The 21,216-nt window shown below is 65.6% G+C and carries 20 protein-coding genes and 1 pseudogene; 12 read left to right on the top strand and 9 right to left on the bottom strand.

Features of this window, described 5'->3' with window-relative positions:
- Positions 1–166: 166 nt before the first annotated feature.
- The 3 genes from XH96_RS20410 to XH96_RS20420 form a co-directional block, all read right to left on the bottom strand.
- Positions 167–982, bottom strand: a complete 816-nt coding sequence (locus tag XH96_RS20410) for a hypothetical protein (RefSeq protein ID WP_194387391.1) — start codon at positions 980–982, stop codon at positions 167–169.
- 85 nt (positions 983–1,067) lie between these two features.
- Positions 1,068–2,360, bottom strand: coding sequence for a siderophore utilization protein FsrB (gene fsrB, locus XH96_RS20415; RefSeq protein ID WP_194387392.1), 1,293 nt, complete (start codon positions 2,358–2,360; stop codon positions 1,068–1,070).
- A 220-nt stretch (positions 2,361–2,580) separates the two neighbouring features.
- A complete protein-coding gene (locus XH96_RS20420; RefSeq protein WP_246789688.1) occupies positions 2,581–3,456 on the bottom strand; it encodes a helix-turn-helix domain-containing protein in 876 nt (291 codons plus the stop codon).
- 256 nt (positions 3,457–3,712) lie between these two features.
- Here XH96_RS20420 and XH96_RS20425 point away from each other — a divergent pair, with 256 nt between their 5' ends.
- The 5 genes from XH96_RS20425 to XH96_RS20445 all read left to right on the top strand — a co-directional run bounded on the left by XH96_RS20425 (position 3,713) and on the right by XH96_RS20445 (position 9,750).
- Positions 3,713–4,933, top strand: coding sequence for an amino acid ABC transporter substrate-binding protein (locus XH96_RS20425; RefSeq protein ID WP_194387394.1), 1,221 nt, complete (start codon positions 3,713–3,715; stop codon positions 4,931–4,933).
- Positions 4,934–4,996: 63 nt separating this feature from the next.
- Positions 4,997–5,872: a branched-chain amino acid ABC transporter permease gene (locus tag XH96_RS20430; RefSeq protein WP_194387395.1), complete on the top strand. Its 876-nt coding sequence runs from the start codon at positions 4,997–4,999 to the stop codon at positions 5,870–5,872.
- The gene (locus XH96_RS20435; protein ID WP_246789689.1) at positions 5,869–7,539 is read left to right on the top strand and encodes an ATP-binding cassette domain-containing protein; all 1,671 of its coding nucleotides are present in this window, start codon (positions 5,869–5,871) and stop codon (positions 7,537–7,539) included. The genes XH96_RS20430 and XH96_RS20435 overlap by 4 nt, the downstream gene beginning before the upstream one ends.
- On the top strand, positions 7,532–8,263 hold the full coding sequence (locus XH96_RS20440) for an ABC transporter ATP-binding protein (RefSeq protein WP_194387396.1): 732 nt from the start codon (positions 7,532–7,534) through the stop codon (positions 8,261–8,263). Before XH96_RS20435 ends, XH96_RS20440 begins: the two co-directional genes overlap by 8 nt.
- A gap of 35 nt (positions 8,264–8,298) precedes the next feature.
- Entirely contained in the window at positions 8,299–9,750 is a 1,452-nt protein-coding gene (locus XH96_RS20445; RefSeq protein ID WP_194387397.1) for an aldehyde dehydrogenase, read from the top strand.
- 53 nt (positions 9,751–9,803) lie between these two features.
- On the opposite strand, the pseudogene XH96_RS20450 reads toward XH96_RS20445, so the two are convergent.
- The 3 genes and pseudogenes from XH96_RS20450 to XH96_RS20460 form a co-directional block, all read right to left on the bottom strand.
- A pseudogene (locus tag XH96_RS20450) lies at positions 9,804–10,130 on the bottom strand (TonB-dependent receptor domain-containing protein); the annotation flags it as partial.
- A gap of 93 nt (positions 10,131–10,223) precedes the next feature.
- Entirely contained in the window at positions 10,224–12,218 is a 1,995-nt protein-coding gene (locus tag XH96_RS20455; RefSeq protein WP_194387398.1) for a primary-amine oxidase, read from the bottom strand.
- 15 nt (positions 12,219–12,233) lie between these two features.
- The gene (locus tag XH96_RS20460; protein ID WP_194387399.1) at positions 12,234–13,430 is read right to left on the bottom strand and encodes a serine hydrolase; all 1,197 of its coding nucleotides are present in this window, start codon (positions 13,428–13,430) and stop codon (positions 12,234–12,236) included.
- 177 nt (positions 13,431–13,607) lie between these two features.
- Between XH96_RS20460 and XH96_RS20465 the strand changes: the two genes are divergently transcribed.
- Positions 13,608–14,597, top strand: a complete 990-nt coding sequence (locus XH96_RS20465; RefSeq protein WP_194387400.1) for a helix-turn-helix domain-containing protein — start codon at positions 13,608–13,610, stop codon at positions 14,595–14,597.
- Between the two features lie 6 nt (positions 14,598–14,603).
- Here XH96_RS20465 and XH96_RS20470 read toward each other — a convergent pair whose 3' ends face one another.
- The 3 genes from XH96_RS20470 to XH96_RS20480 form a co-directional block, all read right to left on the bottom strand.
- Positions 14,604–15,269 carry a methionine ABC transporter permease gene (locus XH96_RS20470; RefSeq protein WP_194387401.1) on the bottom strand — a complete coding sequence of 222 codons (666 nt, stop codon included), beginning with the start codon at positions 15,267–15,269 and terminating at the stop codon, positions 14,604–14,606.
- On the bottom strand, positions 15,259–16,401 hold the full coding sequence (locus tag XH96_RS20475; RefSeq protein WP_194387402.1) for a methionine ABC transporter ATP-binding protein: 1,143 nt from the start codon (positions 16,399–16,401) through the stop codon (positions 15,259–15,261). Before XH96_RS20475 ends, XH96_RS20470 begins: the two co-directional genes overlap by 11 nt.
- A 242-nt stretch (positions 16,402–16,643) precedes the next feature.
- Positions 16,644–17,450 (bottom strand): enoyl-CoA hydratase/isomerase family protein, encoded by an 807-nt coding sequence (locus XH96_RS20480; RefSeq protein WP_194394198.1) that lies wholly within the window; start codon positions 17,448–17,450, stop codon positions 16,644–16,646.
- Between the two features lie 119 nt (positions 17,451–17,569).
- Here XH96_RS20480 and nthA point away from each other — a divergent pair, with 119 nt between their 5' ends.
- The 6 genes from nthA to XH96_RS20510 all read left to right on the top strand — a co-directional run bounded on the left by nthA (position 17,570) and on the right by XH96_RS20510 (position 21,215).
- Positions 17,570–18,193, top strand: coding sequence for a nitrile hydratase subunit alpha (gene nthA, locus XH96_RS20485; RefSeq protein WP_194387403.1), 624 nt, complete (start codon positions 17,570–17,572; stop codon positions 18,191–18,193).
- Positions 18,190–18,849: a nitrile hydratase subunit beta gene (gene nthB / locus XH96_RS20490; RefSeq protein WP_194387404.1), complete on the top strand. Its 660-nt coding sequence runs from the start codon at positions 18,190–18,192 to the stop codon at positions 18,847–18,849. Before nthA ends, nthB begins: the two co-directional genes overlap by 4 nt.
- Entirely contained in the window at positions 18,849–19,226 is a 378-nt protein-coding gene (locus tag XH96_RS20495) for a nitrile hydratase accessory protein (RefSeq protein ID WP_028182021.1), read from the top strand. The genes nthB and XH96_RS20495 overlap by 1 nt, the downstream gene beginning before the upstream one ends.
- A gap of 218 nt (positions 19,227–19,444) precedes the next feature.
- The gene (locus tag XH96_RS20500) at positions 19,445–19,975 is read left to right on the top strand and encodes a hypothetical protein (RefSeq protein WP_246789690.1); all 531 of its coding nucleotides are present in this window, start codon (positions 19,445–19,447) and stop codon (positions 19,973–19,975) included.
- Positions 19,975–20,568 (top strand): hypothetical protein, encoded by a 594-nt coding sequence (locus tag XH96_RS20505; RefSeq protein ID WP_194387405.1) that lies wholly within the window; start codon positions 19,975–19,977, stop codon positions 20,566–20,568. Before XH96_RS20500 ends, XH96_RS20505 begins: the two co-directional genes overlap by 1 nt.
- Positions 20,565–21,215: a hypothetical protein gene (locus tag XH96_RS20510; protein ID WP_194387406.1), complete on the top strand. Its 651-nt coding sequence runs from the start codon at positions 20,565–20,567 to the stop codon at positions 21,213–21,215. Before XH96_RS20505 ends, XH96_RS20510 begins: the two co-directional genes overlap by 4 nt.
- Position 21,216: the final 1 nt, after the last annotated feature.

Here is a 21,216-nt window from a genome sequence, read left to right on the forward strand (position 1 = left end):
GAAAGTTCAAAGGCGAAGGTACGGGGCCTCGACAGTCATTCGGGGCGATGCACAGCATCGAGCTGTTGTTCCGGGCCAGCCCCAGCACGCCCACAGCGGCTGAGCCGGCCGCCTTGCCTGTGAAGGTCCCGGGCGGAGGATGCGCCAGACGCTCGAGCTGCGGCGGCTAGCGCAACGGCAGCAGATCCAGCTGGCTCTGCGCCTTCTTGACGGCGGCTGCGAACCAGCTCTGGGTTGGCGCTTCCCTGGCAAAGCACTTGGTGTAGGCGTCCATCGCCTGGTCTTCACGGGCCATGGCGTCCTGGGGGATCTTCCTGGCCATCATCTGCTTCCAGACCTTCTCGCAGGCCGGGATTTCAGCCGTCTTCACGGCGTCCGAGGTGGCGATGAAGAAGACCTTGTCGTCCTTGATGGCGACGACGTCGATTTCATGCGGTGGTGCCTTGAGGCCGCCATTGCCGCGCACGCCCAGCACGGCGACCGCGGTACTGGCGGATGCAGGCTTGGTGAGCGGCAGCTCGGCATATTTGGCGAAGGCCGCGTCCTGGATGGCGTAGTGGTAGAAGCGGTCCGACTTGAACGCGGCATCTCTCTCCTGCGGCATGCCGTCCTCGCGGTGCTCGCGCAGCCAGTGCTTGAGCAGCCCGGTCGTGGTCACCACGGCCTGCATCTTGTCGCTCTCGGAGGCGAAGCCGAGCCCGTCGAGATGGCCGAAGCCGACGTCGGTCCTGAACAGCGTATCGACGTTCGACTTGCCCTCGGTCGGCAGCCCCTTGATTGCCACAGGTCCCACCAGGCCGCGCAGCACGCCGGCCAGCTCCTTGAGCGTCGCATCGTGCTGCTTGTAGATCTCGTCGCTTTCCTTGGCTTTCGAGAATTTTTCGATGTAGCGATCGCGCAGGTCGAGATAGTGCTGCTCGGGCGCGGCCGCGTGGATCGGCGCAGCCAGGAGGAGCAGGCAGAGCAAGGCAAGCGATCTCATTGCAATCCGGAAGACTGGGAGCGGTCTCCAGACTTTGTGCCTGTGCCGGGCGGGAAGGTTCATCCGTCGGCGGAGTGCCGGAGCCCTACTCTGCCGGTGTCAGTTGCTGCCGGTTCAGGCGTATCGCGGCGGTCTCACGCACGCGAACGCGGGCGCGGCGCTTGCGCCACCAGATCACGACGCCGGTCACAGAGAGTGCCGCCACCACGAGGCCCATGATCGAGATCAGGATGCGGCCGAACAGCCCGACGATGCGGCCCGAATGCAGCGGGAATTGCGCCTGCACGAAGATGTCGGCGGCGGTGCCGACCCAAGGCAGTCGCTCGCCGATGGGGCGGCCGTCCTCGCTGTCGTAATAGAGTTGCGCCGGGCCGACGCCACCTGCGCCGTGGTCGTCGCCGGGGTGGAAGAAGGCGGCGGCATAGACGCCATGGGCCGGGCCGTAGTTGATCGAGCCGACCGGGGTCGTCCATCCGCGCGCCTTGCCGTCGGCCGCCGCGCGTGCGGCGATGTCGGCGAACGTCACCTTGGGCTCGATCGGATCGTCGAGATTGCGATAGGGCCGCTGCTCATAGGGTGTCGGCGTGTAGTTCGACACCATCTTCATCAGCGGCGAGAACACCTCGAAATAGAGGTTCAGCGAGAACGCCGTGAAGGCGATGACGAACAGCACGCCCCAGGTCCAGAGGCTGAAGGCGCGGTGGATGTCGAAATTGATCCGATAGGCGCTGCCCGAGGTCTTGATGGTCCAGGCCGGCGCCCAGCGCGCCCAGAAGCCGCGCTCGAGCTGGCGCGAGACCTCGGGCGCCCGCGCCGCCTTGGCGCGCCGCCGTGAAGGCAGCGTCAGATAGAATCCGACGAAGCAGTCGATGGTCCAGATGATGGCGATCACGCCAAGCACACGCATGCCCCAGCGGTCGCTGCCCCAGAATTCCGGGATGTGCATCGTGTAGTGCAGCTTGTAGAGGAACGAGACGAAGTTCTCCCGCGTGACGGGCCAGACCGCGCCCCAATAGCGGCGGCCAAGCTCGGCACCGGTGTTGGGATCGAGGAAGACCTGGTTGTAGTCGAGCGGGTAACGCTTGCCGGTCGCGGGGTCGATCCGCGGCATGACGAAGAACCATAGCGAGTGGCCCTCTTCCGGCGTCATGAAGAGGTAAACGACGCGCGCACGGGGATCGCGCTGCTCGATCATCCTGGCCAGTTCGATCGAGGGTATAGCCGGGCCTTTGGTCGAGACGTCGAACAGATGGCCGTTGAGGATGTCGTCGAGCTCGTGATCCCAGGAAATGATCGCGCCGGTGATGCCGGAGAAGAACAGGAAGGCGGCCGTCAGCAGTCCCGCCCAGCGATGCAGTTTGCCGAATGTCGCTCTCATCGCTCAGATCTCATTCACGCTGGCCCGGTCCCTCATGTGCCGGACCGCTATCGACTTTCGATTGGACTCACCGGCGGCAGGTCACCTCTCCGACCGCCTTCGGCCTAACGCAGGGGCCACTTCAGTGCGAGAGGCCCGACATTAGAATTTATCGAGACTGGGGAATGAGCTGCGCGACAAAGCGTCCATGCGTGATCAGCTGTCTGCGCAGCCGCGTGCGTTACGGCCAATCGGCAAAATTCAGCGTCGGCCTCGATCGCCCCGCTCTCGCGCGTGCCGCAACGCGCCGACGCCATTCGCCCGGTGCCTCGCCGGTGTGCTTGCGGAAGAAGCGGCTGAAATAGGCGGTGTCCGTGAAGCCCAGCGCGAATGCGATCTGCTTGACGGCGATGGTTCCAGCCTCCAGCCGCGCCGCCGCTTCCCTGACGAGGCGCTGCTGGATCAGCTCGCTCGGCGAGCGCCTCAGCTCGCGGCTGCACAGTGCGTGCAGGCGATCCGGCGTGGTGCCGAGCAGCCTGGCGTACTCGCTGACACGGAGGTGCTGTTGATAGCGCTCCTCAAGCAGCCTGCGGAACCGGCTCAGGATCTCGGTGCTGCTGCCCTCCTCGTTCCGGTTGCCGTCGCCGGCGAACAGGCGCCAGAAACGCAGCACGCACAGCGTCAGCTCCGCCGACATGATCGACGCTGCACCACTGCGTGCGGGCGAGGCGATCTCGGCGGCGATCGCCGCGATGGAACGCGCTATCGTGGCCGCGAGATCGGCCTCGACCTGCAACGCCAGGATGCCGCCTGCGCCCTCGAGCGCGAGATAGGCCGCCTCCGCTGATGGTGGGAGATAGCGATGCCATGTGCCGGCGCGCAACTGCAGCAGCTGCGCCGTCGTGCCTGCCAACACCTCCAGATAGTCGGCGGAGCCCGCCGGGAGCCAGACCATCGCGGGTCCGACCGTCCGCATGGTCTTGCCGGCCTGTCCGATCTCGGCGGTCCCGCCGCCGGGAAGGCAGAGCAGATGAATGAACGGACGGGCTGCTTTCGAGGTCAGCGTCCATCGCCGCGGGACGTAATGCGCTCCGATCAGCTCGGCGCCCACAGGCACAGCCCCACTCGGGACGATTGCCGGTGCCGGGTCTGGGCCCGCGACGCCTCGACGCACTTGGCGGTCAAGACCAGAAACGTCCAATCTTTCACCGGATTTGTCCATTGTGCGAGCAAAGCTTGGGATGCTTGCTAGGTCAAGTCCCGGTGGCGGCCGGCTCAAGGATGCCGCCCTAGAGAAAGTCGGGACCGAAGGGGAAACGACCACTCACATCGATGCCAACAATCGTTTGAGTGCAACAGGAGGGAGACACGATATGTTTTCGGCGAACCGTCGAACGTTGCTGCGCGTCGCTGGCCTTGCGGCTCTGGCCGGAACGCTCTCGACCTTTCCGTCCACGGCCGATGCGCAGGAGAAGATCCGGATCGGCTACGCGATTTCCAAGACCGGTCCTTATGCCGGCGGCGCTGGCATCACCACCCTCCCCAATTATGAGCTGTGGGTGAAGGACGTGAATGCCGCCGGCGGCATCAAGCTCGGCGACAAGAAGCTGCCGATCGAGGTGGTCGAATATGACGACCGCAGCAGCTCGGAAGAAGCCGTCAAGGCAATCGAGCGCCTCGCCAACCAGGACAAGGTCGATTTCATTCTTTCGCCGTGGGGCACGGGCCTCAACCTCGCGGTCGGCCCGACACTGAACCGTCTGGGCTATCCTCACCTCGCGGTCACGTCGGTGACCGACAAGGCGCCGGAGCTTGCCAAGCGCTGGTCGAACGCGACGTTCTGGCTCGGGACGTCGGCGCAGATATCCGAGGGGCTCGCCGACCTGCTCGGCAAGCTGAAGAGCGAAGGCAAGATCGGGGCGAAGATCGCGATGGTCAGCATCGCCGACCAGTTCGGCATCGAGCTATCCGCTGCGGGCCGCGAGGCCTTCAAGAAGCAGGGCTTCACGCTCGGCTATGACAAGACCTATCCGATGGGAACGCAGGATCTACAGCCTCTGTTGAAGGATGCGATCGCCTCGAACCCGGATGCGTTCATCGCCTTCAGCTATCCGCCGGATACGATCGCGCTGACCGAGCAGGCGCAGCTGTTGAAGTTCAACCCGAAGATCTTCTATGTCGGCGTCGGCACCGCGTTCCCGCTCTACAAGGGCAAGTTTGCCGCCAACAGCGACGGCGTGATGGGCATCGGCGGCTGGAATGCCGAGTCTCCGCAGCTGAAGGAGTATCTCGCGCGCCACAAGGCCGCCACCGGCAAGGAGCCGGATCGCTGGGCGAGCTCGATCACCTATGCGAGCCTGCAGGTGCTCCAGCAGGCGATCGAAAAGGTCGGCAAGCTCGATCGCACCGCTGTCGCGGCGGAAATCCGCGCGGGCACGTTCGAGACCATCATCGGCAAGGTCAAGCTGAAGGACGGGCTGCTCCAGGAGGTCTGGAGCGTCGGACAGTGGCAGAACGGCGAGTTCTACGCGCTCGCGCCGGCCTCGCTGCCGGGCGCACGTGCCGCGGTCGTGCCCAAGCCGCAGTGGCAGTAAGGCTGGCTGGCAGGCCTTGCGCCCGCGAGGCCTGCTGCCGTCCGCTCAAGGGGACGCCGTTCCATGTTGCTTGTCGACATCATCCTGCCGGGCCTCGTGCTCGGCGGCATGTACGCGCTGATCGCGCTCGGGCTGACGCTGCAGTATGGCGTGGCGCGGATCATGAACCTCTCCTATGGAGAGTCGCTGGTCGCAGCCGCCTTCGGCGCATTCTCGCTCTATAGCGGGCTTGGGTTGAGCCCGCTCGCGGCGCTGCTGCTGGCGGTCCCGATCGCGATGGCGCTGAACTGGCTGCTGTATCGCTTCCTGCTGGAACGGCTGATGCGGCGCGGCAAGGACCGGGGCGCACAAGAGATCGACAGCATCCTCGTCACCTTCGGCGTGCTGTTCGTGATCCAGGGCGCCATGCTGGTCGCCTTTGGCGGCCAGTACTACAGCTATGGCTATCTCTCCATTCCGCTGACGATCATGGGCTCGACGCTCGCCGTCAATCGGCTCGTCGCGCTGCTGTTCGCGGCCCTGGTCGGCGGCGCCGTTTATCTCTCCCTCACCCGCACCCGGATCGGCACGGCGGTACGTGCCATCGCAGTCGATGCCAACGCCGCGCGTCTCGTCGGCATCGACGTTGCGGCCCTGTCGGGGCTGGCGTTTGCCTTTGGCGGCGGCCTCGTCGCCGTCGGCGGCGTGCTGATCAGCATGTTCCTCACCTTCAATGCCGCGATGGGGGTGGTCTTCACCATGAAGGCACTGGTCGTCGTCATCATGGGCGGTGTCGGCAACGTCATCGGCGCGCTGGTCGCCGGGCTGCTGCTTGGTGTGGTCGAAACCGCGGTGGCTCGGCTGGTCGATCCCGGCCTGACGCTGGCTGCGACCTACGCGCTGTTTCTCGGCGTGCTCGTAATCAAGCCGACCGGCCTGTTCGGCAGGGCCGCGTCATGACGGGGCCCGTCCGAATTCTGCTGTGGTGCGCCGGCCTCGCCCTCGCCGCCTTTCTCGTCAGCTTTCCGCTCCATGCCAACGGCTATTATCTCGCGCTCGGCATCAGCGTGCTCTATTTCACGATCCTGGCGACCGCGTGGGCGATGTTTTCGGGCCCGACGCGCTACATCTCGCTTGCCACGGTCGCGTTCTTCGGGCTCGGCGCTTACACGGCTGCCGTGCTCGGCGAGACCATGCCCTGGCCGGTCGTGCTGCTGGCCGCCGCCGGCGTGGGCGCACTCACCGCCGCAATCACCGGCCTCTCCACGCTGCGGCTGTCCGGCATCTATTTCGTGATATTCTCCTTCGGCCTGGCCGAGCTGATCCGGCAGCTGGTGATCTGGTACGAGGTCAACATCCACAAATCGGTCGGCCGCTATCTCTTCAGTGCGGTGACGCAGGAGGTTCTCTACTGGCAGCTGCTGGGCTTGACCGCGGTCGTCTTCCTGGTGGGCTGGATGCTCGGACGCTCGCGCTACGGCCTGGCCCTGCGCGCCATCGGCGCCGACGAGACCGCGGCGAGCCATTCCGGCATCGATGCCACGCGGGTCAAGCTCGGCGTCTTCGTTCTGAGCGCGACCTTCATGGCGGTGACCGGCGCGGTCATGGCGCCACGCTGGACCTATATCGATCCGGCCATTGCGTTCAATCCGACCATCTCGTTCCAGGTCGTGATCATGGCCTTGCTGGGCGGCGCGGGCTCGCTGTTCGGGCCCGTGCTGGGCGTCATTCCCCTGGTCCTGCTGTTCGAGGTGCTGACCGCGACCCTGCCCAACCATTTCAGCATCGTGCTCGGCGTCATCTTCGTGTTCATCGTGATGGTGCTGCCGAACGGCGTGATCGGCCTGTTCGGGGTGGGCCGCTGGCGCGTTCCGGCCGGCGGTCCCGTCGCCGCGGCCGCCCGTGCGAGCGATGCACCGCTGCTCGCGGTCGACGGCGTCAGCAAATCGTTCAGCGGATTGCGCGCCGTCGACGGTGTCAGCTTCACGGTCACGCCGGGCGAGATCATCGGCATCATCGGCCCGAACGGATCCGGCAAGACGACGCTGCTGAATACGCTGTCCGGGGCGCTGCGACCCTCTTCGGGCACGATCCGTCTGGGCGGCACCGTCCTCAACGGCCTGCGCGCGCAACAGATCGCGCGCCTCGGCCTTGCGCGCACGTTCCAGCTGGTGCGCGTGATGCCGGACCTGACCGTGGCCGAAAACGTTGCGGCGGCGCGGCTGTTCTCGACGTCGAACGGCTCGGGTGCAACGGCAAGCGAGCTGCTGGACCTGGTCGGGCTCGGCAAGATGCAGGAAGCGCCGGCGAGCGAGCTGACCTATATCGACCAGAAGCGGCTCGAGCTTGCCCGCGCTCTGGCGCTGCAGCCGCGCCTCGTGCTGCTCGACGAATGGCTGGCGGGCCTCAATCCGAGCGAGCTCGAGACCGGCATCGCGCTGATCGCGAAATTGCGCGACCGCGGGCTCACCATCATCATGGTCGAGCATGTCATGGATGCGATCCGGGCGCTGTGCAGCCATTGCATCGTCATGAACGCCGGCAGCGTGATCGCGCGCGGCGCGCCGGAGGCCGTGTTGTCCGATCCAAAAGTCGTCGCAGCCTATCTCGGAGCCGACGATGCTTGAGGTCGCCGCCCTCTCCCACTTCTATGGCAAGCACCAGGCCCTCGCCGACATTGCGCTCGGTGTCGAGCAAGGCGAGATCGTCGCGATCCTCGGCGCCAACGGCGCCGGCAAGTCCACCTTGCTCAAGAGCATCGCCGGGCTGGTCAAGCCTGCTCAGGGCGCAACGATCCGGTTCGAGGGACATCACATTGGCGAACTGCCCGCCCATCTGATCGTGGAGCGCGGCATCGCGCTGGTGCCCGAAGGCCGCGGCGTGTTCGGCGATCTGACGGTTGCCGAGAATCTGCAACTCGGCGCTTATCCCGCCCGCGCCCGCGCAGGCGAGGCAGACCGGCTCGCGAGGATCCTGCGACTGTTCCCGCGGCTTGCCGAGCGTATGGCCCAGGCCGTTCGCACCATGAGCGGCGGCGAGCAGCAGATGGTGGCGATCGGCCGGGCGCTGATGTCGAACCCACTGCTGCTCTTGCTCGACGAGCCCTCGCTCGGCCTGTCGCCCCTGCTCAGCCGCGAGGTCTTCCGCGCGCTGGCGGAGATCCGCAGCAGCGGCCTCAGCGTGCTGCTGGTCGAGCAGAATGCGCGGGCCAGCCTCGACATCGCCGACCGTGTCTACCTGATCGAGTCCGGCCGCAACGCCGGCAGCGGACCTGCCAGTGCGATGAAGAACGATCCGGAGGTCCAGCGAGCCTATCTCGGCAAGGCGCGCGCGGCCCCGTCCCCACCATAATCACTCAACCCCGCCCGCAACCTCTGGAGTGCTTCATGAACGCGATCGACCTTCTCATCGGCGGCAAAGACCAGTCGGCCAGCCATCAGCGCACCTTCCAGCGCCACAACCCGATCTCCGGAGACGTCGCGACCATCGTGACGGCGGCGTCGATCGACGACGCGATGCGGGCCGCAGACGCTGCGGCTGCCGCCTTCCCGGCCTGGTCGCAGCTTGGTCCGTCCGAACGCCGCAAGCGGCTCAATGCGGCCGCCGACATCCTCGCGCGCCGGGCAGCGGAGTTCACCGCGCTGATGGTCGCCGAAACCGGCGCCACGGCGGGTTGGGCCGGCTTCAACGTGCATCTAGCCGAAGGCATGCTGCGCGAAGCCGCGGCCATGACGACGCAGATATCCGGCGAAGTCATTCCGACCGACAAGCCCGACAACCTCGCCATGGCGTTTCGCCAGCCGGTCGGCGTCGTGCTCGGCATCGCGCCGTGGAACGCCCCCGTGATCCTCGGCGTGCGCTCGGTCGCGACGCCGCTCGCCTGCGGCAACACCGTGGTGCTGAAGGCGTCCGAGATGAGCCCGGGCGTGCATCGGCTGATCGGAAGCTGCCTGGCGGAGGCCGGCCTCGGCGACGGCGTTGTCAATGTCGTGACCAACGCACCCGAAGATGCGCAGGCGGTGGTCGAGGCGCTGATCGCCCATCCTGCGATCCGCCGCGTCAACTTCACCGGCTCGACCCGCGTCGGCCGCCTCATCGCGCTGGCATGCGCAAAGCACCTGAAGCGCGCGCTGCTGGAGCTTGGCGGCAAGGCCCCGCTCGTGGTCCTCGACGATGCCGATCTCGACGCCGCCGTGAATGCGGCAGCGTTCGGCGCCTTCATGAACCAGGGGCAGATCTGCATGTCGACCGAGCGGATCGTCGTCGACGACAAGGTGGCGGACGCCTTCATCGCCAAGTTCGCCGCCAAGGCCAAGAGCCTTCCCTTCGGCGATCCCCGCAAGGGGAATGTGGTGCTCGGCTCGCTGGTCAGTGACGCCGCCTGCGAGCGCGTCCGGGGCCTGATCGACGATGCCGTCGCCAAGGGCGCCGTGCTCGCCGCCGGCGGTCACGGCAGCGGCACCATCATGCCCGCCACCATCGTCGATCATGTCACGCCGGCAATGCGGATCTATGGTGAGGAGAGCTTTGGTCCGGTCGTGACCGTGGTGCGCGTGAGCGGGATCGACGAGGCCGTGCGCGTGGCCAACGACACCGAATACGGCCTCTCCTCCGCCGTGTTCGGCCGCGACATCGCCCGTGCGCTCGGCGTTGCCAGGCGGATCGAGGCGGGCATCTGCCACGTCAACGCTCCGACCGTGCATGACGAGCCTCAGATGCCGTTCGGCGGCACCAAGGCGTCAGGCTACGGCCGCTTCGGCGGCAAGGCCGCCATCGACGAGTTCACCGAGCTGCGCTGGATCACCGTGCAGACCGGGCCGCGGCACTATCCGTTCTGACCGTTGGGAGGAACAGGTCCGGCCTCCAAGGCCGGACCGCCCTCGCGTCGTGCTCACCAGTGGTAGGTCAGCCTGGCGATGGCTTTCCGCCCTTCCGCGTAGAAGCAGCCCGACAGGCGGTAGCATGCGGCGACATAGCGGGTGTCGGCGAGATTGGTGACGTTCAGCGCCAGACGCCAATTGTCCCTGCTGTAGGCCAGCAGCGCGTCGGCCGCGCGGCCGGTGAAGGCCGACGCGTCCTACGCGACCGTCGTGTTGGCGATACCGTTATCGACCTGTGTGGTCACGAAATCCTGGCGGCCGCCAAGCTGGAACGAGAGCCGGCCGAGCTTGATCTGATCCTGCACATAGACGCCGACCTGGGACTGCTTGGCGCCCGTGCTCGGCGGTCCGCTCGGAATGCGACCGCATGCGATGGCTGCATCGCGCGATCAGCGCGGCGAGCCGAAGCCCAAGGCATAAGCCGCCGAATCTTACCCCGGGTCCGCATGACAACAGGTTGCGGCGGCGCACTTCTCGCCGGCCAGCACGCTGCGGCTGTTGCGGTCCGGTGGAATATCTCCGGCCGCATTGGCCGCGAAGAATCCGGTCGGCTTCAGCATGAAGCCGGCATATTCGACCGGCATGATCGGGAAGTCCTCGGGCTTGCAGACATGGGTGTGGCCGAAGGAGTGCCAGATCACGATGTCGGCATTCTCGATGTTTCTGTTCTGCGCGACATAGCGCGGCAGGCCGTCGCCGCCGGCGTGGACGTTGGGATAGTCGCCGCTGGCGTATTTCTCGTTGGCATCGAACGCAGTCACCCAGATGTGCTTGGTGGCAAAGCCGCCGCGCTTGCGCACATAGCTGCCCTCCTGCGCCAGCATCAGCGGGCTCGGATTGACCACGAGCTTATAGGCGGGAGCATTGCCGACCGAGTTGGTCTCGTTCGGATTGCTGATCTTCCAGAACCGGCCGGTCTCGCCATTGGCTATCGCCGCGGCGTCGCGCTCGCGTGACAGCACGCGCGTCGTGGTGGTGAAGGCGTTGCCATGGGGATTGTCGGACCCCCATGGCCGCGGCACGAACTCGTGCTCGGTGACGGTATTGCCGCCGCCGTCGAGATCCATGTGCAGGCGCACGTTGAAGAAGTGCTGATGCGTCGGTCCACCCAGTTGGTCATCGACCATGCCGCCCCATTTGTAAGTCTCGCCAGGCGGCACCGCGGCGGTCTGGATGATGCCGGTGAGCTTGGTCTCGAGCTGGATCGTGCCGTCCTGGTAGAGGTACCAGTAGAATCCGTAGTCGTAATTGCCGACCGTCGCGAAGAACGAGATCACGAGGCGCCGCGAGCGGCGAACCTCGAATAGGCCGTTGCGAAATTCGTAGTGTTTCCAAGCGATTCCGTAATCTTCCTCATGCATGCAGATGGCGTTCTGCATGACGAAGGGCTCGCCCTTGCTGTCGGCGGCCGGCACGTCGAAATAGTGGATGTTGCCAAGGCAGTCGCAGCCGAGTTCGAGCGCGTTGGCGAGCATGCCGAGGCCGTATTCGCCGGCATCGAACGCCGATTTCCAGAAATGGTTTTCGGTCGGATCGGCGTAAGGCACTACCATCTCAGTGACGCTGGCGCGGTGGATCAGCGACCGTTTGCGCGCGCCGTCCTGGTAGGCGAGCTGATGCAGCACCAGGCCCTCGCGCGGCGTGAAGCCGACGCGAAAGCTCCATTTCTGCCAATCGACTTTCCAGCCGTCGACGCGAAAGCTCGGCCCTTCGGGTTGCTCGATGTGCAGGGGCTTGATGTCCGTGCGCGGTTCTGCGACCTCATGCGCGCCGTAGTTCCGTTTCTTGCGCGGAATCGGCACGATCGGATCTGCATCCGTGAGATCGATGACCTTGCCGCCGATCAGATCGACCACGGCGACGACGCCCTCGATCGGGTGCGCATAACCGTTGTCCTGCAGATGCTCGCGGAAAAAGCTGACGGCGCGTACGATGCGGGCGCCGCGCTCGAATTCCATGTCGAAGAAGCCCGAGGAGAACGGGTCGACCTGAACGAGCTCGATGTCCCTATCGCTGAGCCCGCGCCGATGCATCGCAGCGCGCCAGCCGGGATCGGCCTTCACCACGGCCTCGCACTTGAAGAACTCTTCCAGCATCACCGGCGGCTGCCCATAGGGCACGTCGCGGTTGGGGAGGAGCTTCCGATCGACGATCTCGCCGCGGCCAAGATCGACGATGTGCTCGATGGCCTCGCCGGTCGCGATGTCAAGTGTCAGCACGAAGGCGCGGCGCCCTGCTCCGCCCGCGGCCAGTTCCTGCTTGGTCGGCTCTTCCAGCCGTACCGTCGGGAAGCGGCAGTGCTCCGGCGAGCTTGCGGCCGCACGCACCAGCGTGCAGGCCGCCGTGATCTCCTCAGTCGTCAGAGGATCGAGAGCATGCGCGTTGGCGGCATGGGCGGGCGATCGTGCCTTGGCGGGATCGAGCATGATGATGTCCAGAAGTCAGCGCGGGGCGAGATGTGCGGTGATGGCGCGGAAGGCAGCGAGCCAGCGATGGTCGAGCGGCACGTCCATCGCCTTCGGCTGCGTTGCGAGCTTGACGATGACCGTGTCGGAAGCCGAATCGATGTAGAGCCACTGGCCGTGGATGCCGATCCCGGCAAGGTCGTTGCGTGACGGATCGAGCGTGTACCATTTGCTGCGGTAGCGCGCACCCGGGAAGATATCGGCGAGGTCCCCCTCGGCCCAGGCCTCGGGATCGCCGTTCTCGTGGATGTCGTCGATCCACCAGCCCGGCACCACCTGCCGTCCCTCGACCACGCCGCGGCAGCGGATCATCTCGCCGAAGCGGATGAGATCGCGGGCAGTGACGGACAGACCGCCGGCGATGCGGCCCATGCCGTGGCTGTCGAGCGTGAGCGAGCCGTCCTCCTCCGCGCCCATCGGCTGCCAGAGATATTCGGAGAGGATGCGAGGGTAAGGCCTGCCACAGGCGCGCTCGCAGACCCAGCCGAGAACCTCCGTGTTGGTCGAGACGTAGTGGAACACCTTGCCGTGCGGCTTGCCGGTGCCGCACAGGGTCGTGAGATAGGCGCGCTGGTGGCTGGGCTCGACACCCGGTGGCGGCACATCCCAGCCCGAGGAGAAGCGGTAACGCGCGACGTCGCCGGCAGGGTCCTCGTAGTCTTCCTCGAACTTGATGGCGACGGCCATGTCGAGCACGTTGCGGACCGTACAGCTGCCGTAGACGGAATTCTCCAGCTCCGGCACGTAGCGCACCACCCTCGCCTCGGGATCGAGCAGCCCGCGTGCGGCGAGCACGCCGCAGAGCGTGCCGGCAACCGACTTGCTGATCGAGCAGATCAGATGCGGCGTTGTCGCGCTCATGCCGTCGCCATACCATTCGTGGATCAGCGTGCCCCGATGCATGACCAGCAGTGCATCGCCAAAGGTCTCACGTAGCGTGGCCTCGATTGTCGTCGGCTGGCCGTCCGGCGCTTTGAAGCCGAGCTTTGACAATTCGCGCGGCGCACATCGAATCGGCGTCGGCTGGGGCGAGCGGCGCACTTCCGCGGTGGGCAGCACTTCCCGGGTATGGGTGAAGCCCCAGCGGATGGCGGGAAAGCTGCGCCAATTGGCGCGCGTCACCTGAGCCTCGGGCGCGGGCGGGCTGCCGCGCATGACATCGGTCGGTCGCATCTCGATCCTCCGCAAGGCCATCCCGACTGCGCTGTCGGAACGGCTGGACGGAATCTGCACCGCGGCGCTGTCGGGCGTTATCGAGATCCGGCAATATTTTGCTGGACGCGGCCGTCCAGCGTGTCAGTCTTGGCACGTTTATTGTTAACTTTGCCTTGCAAATTTCGACGCATTATCATGGCCTTGAACGTAACTCCTCCGATTCAGGAATCGGCTGCCGGCCTGATCGAGGCGAGCAGCACGGATGTGGATGAGCACTGCGCCGCGCTCGGCCGCTGGCGGCTGCGCTACGACCAGATCAGCGCCGGCGCGTTTCGAGGCAGCTTCACCCAGCTCTCTCTGCCCCGGGTCGAGGTGTTCCGCGAAATTACCAGCCAGCAGGTCCGCCAATACGGTCAGCTCGGCGCCGACAGCTTTGGCATTGGTCTACCCTGGCGTGGTGACAGCGAGGTCAATTGCAACGGCGCCAGCGTTGCAGGCGCCCAGGTCATTGCCTGCGTCGACGCCGAGGTCGATATGTGCACGCCGAAGTCATTCGAGCTGCGCGGTGTCGTCGCCAGTTCGGCGCTGATCCGGGATCTCGCCGCCCGGCTCGAGATCGATCTGCCGCGCGCGGTCTGGCACCAATTGCGGGTGATCGAGATGGCGCAGGCGCCGGTCGCACGATTCCGAGCTCATCTTGAGGCCATTCACGAGGCCATCGCGACCGCGCCCGAACGGTTTGAAGATCCGGCCGTCCGGCAGGCGCTCGAAGACGCCCTCCTCGTCGAGATCATGGACATGCTGCCGACCGCACGCCCCACCGATCTCGGCCGCAGCGCAAACGCGCGCAAGCGTACCGTCGATCGCGCCCGCGAGCTGATGCACGGCAACGCCAACCATTCGCTGTCGCTGCTGGAGGTCTGCAAGGCGGTCGGCGCCAGTCCACGCAAGCTCGGCTATTGCTTCCAGGCGGTTTTGGGCACGAGCCCGATGCACTATTGGCGTGCGATGCGGCTGAACCGCGTACGGCGCGATCTGAAACGCGCCGGCGGCGCCGGAACATCCATTTACGACGTCGCCGTGCAGCACGGCTTCTGGCACTTCAGCCAGTTCTCGCTCGACTACAAGCGCCACTTCTCCGAGCTGCCCTCGGAGACGCTGCGGCGCGCGAGGCGTGCCGCGTGATCCGGTTCAGCGATGCCGCAGCCGGCGGTTGACCCGGCGCGCCAGGTAGTCGCCGGCGCTCTGGACCAGTTGCACCAGTGCGATCAGCACGACGACGACGGCCAGCATCATCTCCGGCATGAAGCGCTGGTAGCCGTAGCGGATGCCGAGATCGCCAAGCCCTCCGCCGCCGACCGCGCCCACCATCGCGGAATAGCCGAGCAGGCTGACCACGGCGAGCGTCAGCGCCAGCAACAGGCCGGGCAGCGCCTCGGGGATCAGCACCTTGAACACGATCTGGAGCGGCGAGGCCCCGAACGAGGACGCAGTCTCGATCAGGCCGCCGTCGACCTCGCGGATCGCGGCCTCGACGAGACGCGCGATGAAGGGCGTCGACGCAATCGTCAGCGGCACGATCGCGGCGCTCGATCCGATCGAGGTGCCGGCGATGAGGCGCGTGAACGGGATGATGGCGACGACGAGGATGATGAACGGCGTGGAACGCGTCGCGTTGACGACGATGCCGAGCACGCGATTGACGATGGGTGCCGCGAACAACTCGCCTTTGCGGCTGGTCGCGAGGAAGACGCCGAGCGGCAGGCCGAAGGCGGTGCCGAGCAGCGCGGCGATGCCCACCATGTACAGGCTCTCGAAGGTCGCCTGGATGATCAGGTTGATGAGTTCAGGCGACATAGCCGAGATGCTCCGCCGGGAATTGATGTCGAGACATAAAGGCCAGCGTTCGCGTCACCGCGTCCGCGCCGCTGGAAACACCGAGCGGGATACCGAGAACGAGCGAGCCGACATGCTGGCCGCCGACCTCGTCGATGCGCGCCGACAGCAGCGACACGTCGCGGCCGATTTCGCGCGCGAGCCGCGCCACCAGCGTGTCGCCGGCCCCCGCCCCGTCCACCTGGATGCGGATCACGGCGTGGCCGCCGGCCGAAGGCTCCGGCACGATCCGGCTCGCCAGCGACACTGGCAGGCTGTCGCCGATCGCCTCCGCCAGGAAGGACTGTGTGATGGGATGCTTCGGGTGGGTGAAGATGTCGGCGACATGGCCGCTCTCGACGACGTGTCCGGCGTCGAGCACGACGACCTCCTTGGCGAGCTGGCGCACCACGGACATTTCGTGGGTGATCAGAACGATGGTCACGCCGAGCTCGCGGTTGATGTTCGCGAGCAGATCGAGGATCGCGCGCGTGGTCTGCGGATCGAGCGCCGAGGTCGCCTCGTCCGACAAAAGCACGCTCGGCCGCGTCGCCAGCGCGCGGGCAATGCCGACGCGCTGTTTCTGGCCGCCGGAGAGCTCCGATGGATAGCGATCATGCTTGTCGGCGATGCCGACGAGCGCGAGCAGCTCCGTCACGCGGGCCTTGATGTCGGCCTTGGCCCAGCCGGCGATCTCGAGCGGCAGAGCGATGTTGTCGGCCGCGGTGCGCGACGACAGCAGGTTGAAGTGCTGGAAGATCATGCCAATCGAGCGCTGCGCCAACCGCAGCGCGCGGCCGGTCAGCGCCGAGATGTCGCGGCCGTCGACGATCACGCGGCCCGTGGTCGGCTTCTCCAGGCCGTTGATCAGCCGCACCAGACTAGACTTGCCCGCGCCGGAGCGGCCGATCACGCCGGTAATGGAACCGCGCGGAATTGCAAAGTCGATAGTCTGCAGCGCGTTGACGCCGGGCTTGCCGCGATAGGCCGGATAGGTTTTTGAGATGCCCTCGAAACGGACCATCGCGTCCACGGCAGGGGGAATCGCTTCAAGCCTTTCGATCGGCTGTCCGATTGCGAGCGATTGGTAGGCGTTCATGGAGACGGCCTTCATGCACAATAGTTCGCTTGCTCGCGCCGCTCATGGGCGGGCGGGAATCAGGTCGCATGGAGCGACGGGGATGAAATTGCGATGCCGGCCGGGTCACGCGCGCTGCACCGCAGCACGCACCATCGCCGTTTCCGGTCTTCCTTGCAATGTCAGATATTTGCGAGGAGTTGGACGAAGTTTTCCCAATCCGTCACGTGCAAAGAAAATTCATCTTCCGACGGGATCGTCGTCCTGCCGCTCCTGATCTACCGGCCCCTGAAGCGTGGCTTTCGGCGGGCCAGGAATGCTTCGACGCCCTCCTTGTGATCCTCGGTCAGGCTGGCGAGCGCGAACTGATCGACATCCATGTGGCTGGCGAGATCGTCAAGCGCGTGCGCGAGCCGGTTGACGGTCAGCTTGGTCATGGCGACCGAGAGCGGCGGCTGTGCGGCGACCTTGCGGGCAAGCTCCATGGCCGCATCGAAGGCATGGCCGGGGTCGGTCACCTGTTCCACCAGGCCCCATTCATAGGCCTCGTCCGCGCTGATGCGCTGGTCGGCCAATATGACCGCCTGCTTGGTGCGGGCCGGCCCCATCAGATGCAGCATGCGCGGGATGCTCTGCCAGCTCATGTTCATGCCGAGCCCGATCTCGGGCACCCGCAAATGCGCGTTGCGGCCCATGATGCGAAAGTCGAGCGCGACAGCGAGGGCGACCCCGCCGCCGACGCAGAAGCCCTCGATCGCCCCGATCGTGATTTGCTCCATCTCCTGCCAGGCGTGCGTCAGGCGCGGCCCGAGCTTGAGATGCCGCCGCAACGTGCCGAGATCCATCTCCTTGCGCGAACGTCCCTCCTCATCCTTGAGGTCGAAGCCGGCGCTGAACGCGCCCGAGCTGCCGGTCAAGACGACGACCGACGTCGCGGCGTCATCCTCGAAACTGCGCGCAGCCGCGGTCAGCTGCCGCAATGCCTCCGGCGAGAGTGCGTTGATGCCGTCGCCGCGGTCGAAACGGACCACCGCAATCCGGCCCTCGGGCCCAAGGCCCTTCTCGATCTTCACGTAGTCCGTCACCATCATCTCCACGCTGCTTTCGGCGATGTTAGCGCACAAATGTCGTCACGAATATGGGACCCGATCACGATGCAAGGAACACTCGACAGGCCTGGGCCATTGCGCATATCTTTGCTGCCATGAGCCACGATCACGACCATCACCACGATCATTCCGAGCTGTCGGAGACCGAGCTGCGCGTGCGCGCGCTCGAGACGATCCTGACCGAAAAAGGCTATGTCGAGCCCGCCGCGCTCGATGCCATCATCCAGGCCTACGAGACCAGGATCGGCCCTCATAACGGCGCGCGCGTCGTCGCCAAGGCCTGGACCGATCCGGCGTTCAAGAAGGCGCTGCTCGAGGATGGCAGCAAGGCGATCGGCACGCTCGGCTATGTCAGCCGCGTCGGCGACCATCTCGTCGTGGTCGAGAACACGCCTGAGCGGCACAACATGGTCGTGTGCACGCTGTGCTCCTGCTACCCCTGGGAAATGCTGGGACTGCCGCCGGTCTGGTACAAGGCTGCGCCCTACCGCTCCCGCGCCGTAAAGGATCCGCGCGGCGTGCTCGCCGATTTCGACGTCACCCTGCCCAAGGACATGGAAATCCGGGTGTGGGATTCGACCGCCGAAACGCGCTTCCTGGTGCTGCCGATGCGCCCTGCAGGCACGGAGGGTTGGACCGAGGAGCAGCTCGCCGAGATCGTCACCCGCGACTCCATGATCGGCACCGGCTTTCCGCGAATGCCTGGAGCCCCGTCATGAACGGCGTGCACGACATGGGCGGCATGGACGGGTTCGGCAAGGTCGAGCCCGAGCCCAACGAGCCGATGTTTCACGCGGATTGGGAAGCGCGTGTGCTTGCCATGGTACGCGCGATGGGCGCGGCCGGCGCCTTCAACATCGATACCTCGCGCTTCTACCGCGAGACGCTGCCGCCGCACGTCTATCTCGCGAGCTCCTACTACAAGAAATGGTTCCTCGGTCTTGAGGAGATGCTGATCGACAAGGGCTACCTCACCAGGGAGGAAGTCGCCGCCGGCCATGCGATGCAGCCCGCAAAAGCGCTCAAGCACGGCAAGTTCGATCTCGCGAACGTCGAACGCATCATGGTGCGCGGCAAGTTCGACCGCCCTGCGCCGGCGCCGGCGAAATTCAATATCGGCGACCGCGTGCGCGCGAAGAACATCCATCCGGCCACGCACACAAGGCTGCCGCGCTACGTGCGCGGCCATGTCGGCGTAATCGAGTTGAACCATGGCTGTCACGTGTTTCCGGACACGGCGGCGATGGAGCGCGGCGAGAATCCGCAATGGCTCTACACCGTGGTGTTCGAGGGCCGCGAACTCTGGGGCCCCGACGCTGATCCGACCACAAGTGTCTCGATCGACGCGTTCGAGCCCTATCTGGACCCGGCGTGATGAGCACGACGCTTGCTGCGGCCGCCACGGCGGCCATACCGAGCATTCCCCGCGATGACGACGGCCCGGTCTTCCGCGCCCCCTGGGAGGCGCATGCCTTTGCCATGGCGCTGACCCTGCACGAGCGCGGCGTGTTCACCTGGCCCGAATGGGCCGCCGCACTCGCCGACGAGATCAAGCGCGCGCAAGCGGCGGGCGATCCTGATACGGGCGAGACCTACTACCTGCACTGGCTGGCGACGCTGGAAGGCCTCGTGGCGCGCAAGGGCGTCGCATCGGCCGAAACCCTGCACCGCTATCGCGACGCCTGGGACCACGCCGCCGATCGCACCCCGCACGGCAAGCCGATCGAGCTGCGGCCGGAGGATTTCGGGTAGCTTGCGGCGATTGCGGGTCGAACTCCTCGTTGCCCAATCCATTCGGTGCGATGCTTCTAGCGGCGAGATGGATTCTCTCTGCTCCTTATTCATAGGACCGGAAGAGCCTCGCCGCCTGATCGCGCTTTGAACTGAATCTAAGTTTGGCTTGTTGACCTCGGGCAAAAGCGCGGGGTAACGCATGCGAGCTACCAGCCGCCTCGTCATGTGAGAACTCTGTGAACACGCCAGCAGGAAAAGAATCTGCGATCACCATCATGGCCGAGGAGGAGCCGGTCGAGATTGGTTTCCCCGTGGTGGCCGCCTACCATGGCCAATCCGCGCTTGCCATGGCCGCGATCGTATTCCAGGCGCAGCGGGCAGCGTTCGCCGTGCTGTCGCCCGAGAAAATTCCGGCGCGGCGCGACATCAGCATCGTGAGTGGACACCCGGGTCCGGGTGTGCGGGACGCGTTCGAAGTGATCACACGCGCCGTGACCCGCGGCGCCTATAGCGTAGACCGCTCGCTGCCCGACGCGAGACTTGTGCCTGGGCACGACATTTCCTACAGCTTTCGAATTACGCTCGGAGAGCGAACCGCCGAGATGGCGTTGCTGCCTGGGGTGTTGCCGGAGCGCTTTTTCGAGCTCGTCTTCGCCAAGGATCGCAGCACAGCACAGGAGCACGAGCTGAGTGCATTGAAGCGGTCCATCGCCGAGGACGTTCTGGCGAAGGAGCCAGGCGCTCTCTTCACCATGCGTGCGAGTTGATGACGAAGCCCGGACTTGCTCTCAGCTTCGGTTATGACGACGGGTCGCTGCGTGCCCTGGCGAACGTCAAAGCCGAGCTGCGGGACATCTATGCGCTGCCCGACATCGATCTGAACGATTTCAGTGTGCTGTTCGTGAGCATGCACAGCGACCAGCGTTTCCTGGCGGCCCGCGCCGGCCAGATCGAGGAATACCTTGTTCGCGGCGGTGTCGTCGTTGCGAACGGCCATCACGCCTATCCCTACCTACCGCGCATGGCAGGTTTCCACACCATCGACAATTACAAGCTGAGCGACATCACGGTGCTGCGCCTCGCCGCGCATCCCATCTGGCACGGCATTGACCCGCATGATCTGACTTTCCGCCGCGGCGTCTCCGGCTTCTACGGCCGGGTCTGGCACGACGCACCGCCGGATGCGCTGGTTATCCACGCCCTCGGCCAGCCGAACCTACCGCTCGACTTCATCTATCCGGTCGGTCGAGGTCACGTGCTGTTCCACGGCGGAAATGACCTCTGGACATTCGGCGGCGAGGACAAGCAGCTGGCGCCCCGGATCATGCAATGGGTCACAGAGGGACGAAACGTTCAATGAGCCTCGCGATCCTCGACGGCGGCACGTTTTATCACCACGCGGCCATTCACGGCCGGCGCTATCGAGCGCTGTTCGACAAGATCATCTACGCTCCCGAACTGACAGCGGATGCCTTGACCGACGTCACTTTCCTGATCGTGCCGGATCGCATCAATCCGAACGTTCTTCGTGCCAACCGCGATGTGCTGATCCAGTTTGCGAAAGCCGGGCACACGCTGGTCGTGTTCGGTGAGAATCGCGCCGACACGTGGCTGCCGGGTGTCACCTGGGCGGCACGGCCGACAAACTTCTGGTGGTGGCTCGACAAGACAGCGCATCCACCGCACCGCCTGTTGGCGCCCGACCATGAGTTTTTCCAGGCGGTGCCGTTCGAAAGCACGATATGGCACTTCCACGGTGTATTGACCCCGCCACCAGGGGCTCGGGCGCTGATCGACGTCCCGGCCGATCCTGAAGGCCGTGACAGTGGCGGAGCGCTGCTCTACGAGGATCGAGTCACCCTGCCCGGCCGGCTGCTGGTCTCGACACTGGATCCATTCTATCATCACGGCAGCAATTTCATGCCCGCAACCACGAAGTTCCTCGACGGCTTTCTGCCCTGGGCGAAGCGAAAGGCTGCGCCGCAAACCGATCGCGGCGGTCGCTGAT

The sequence above is a fragment of the Bradyrhizobium sp. CCBAU 51765 genome (assembly GCF_015291725.1).
GTDB lineage: Bacteria > Pseudomonadota > Alphaproteobacteria > Rhizobiales > Xanthobacteraceae > Bradyrhizobium > Bradyrhizobium liaoningense.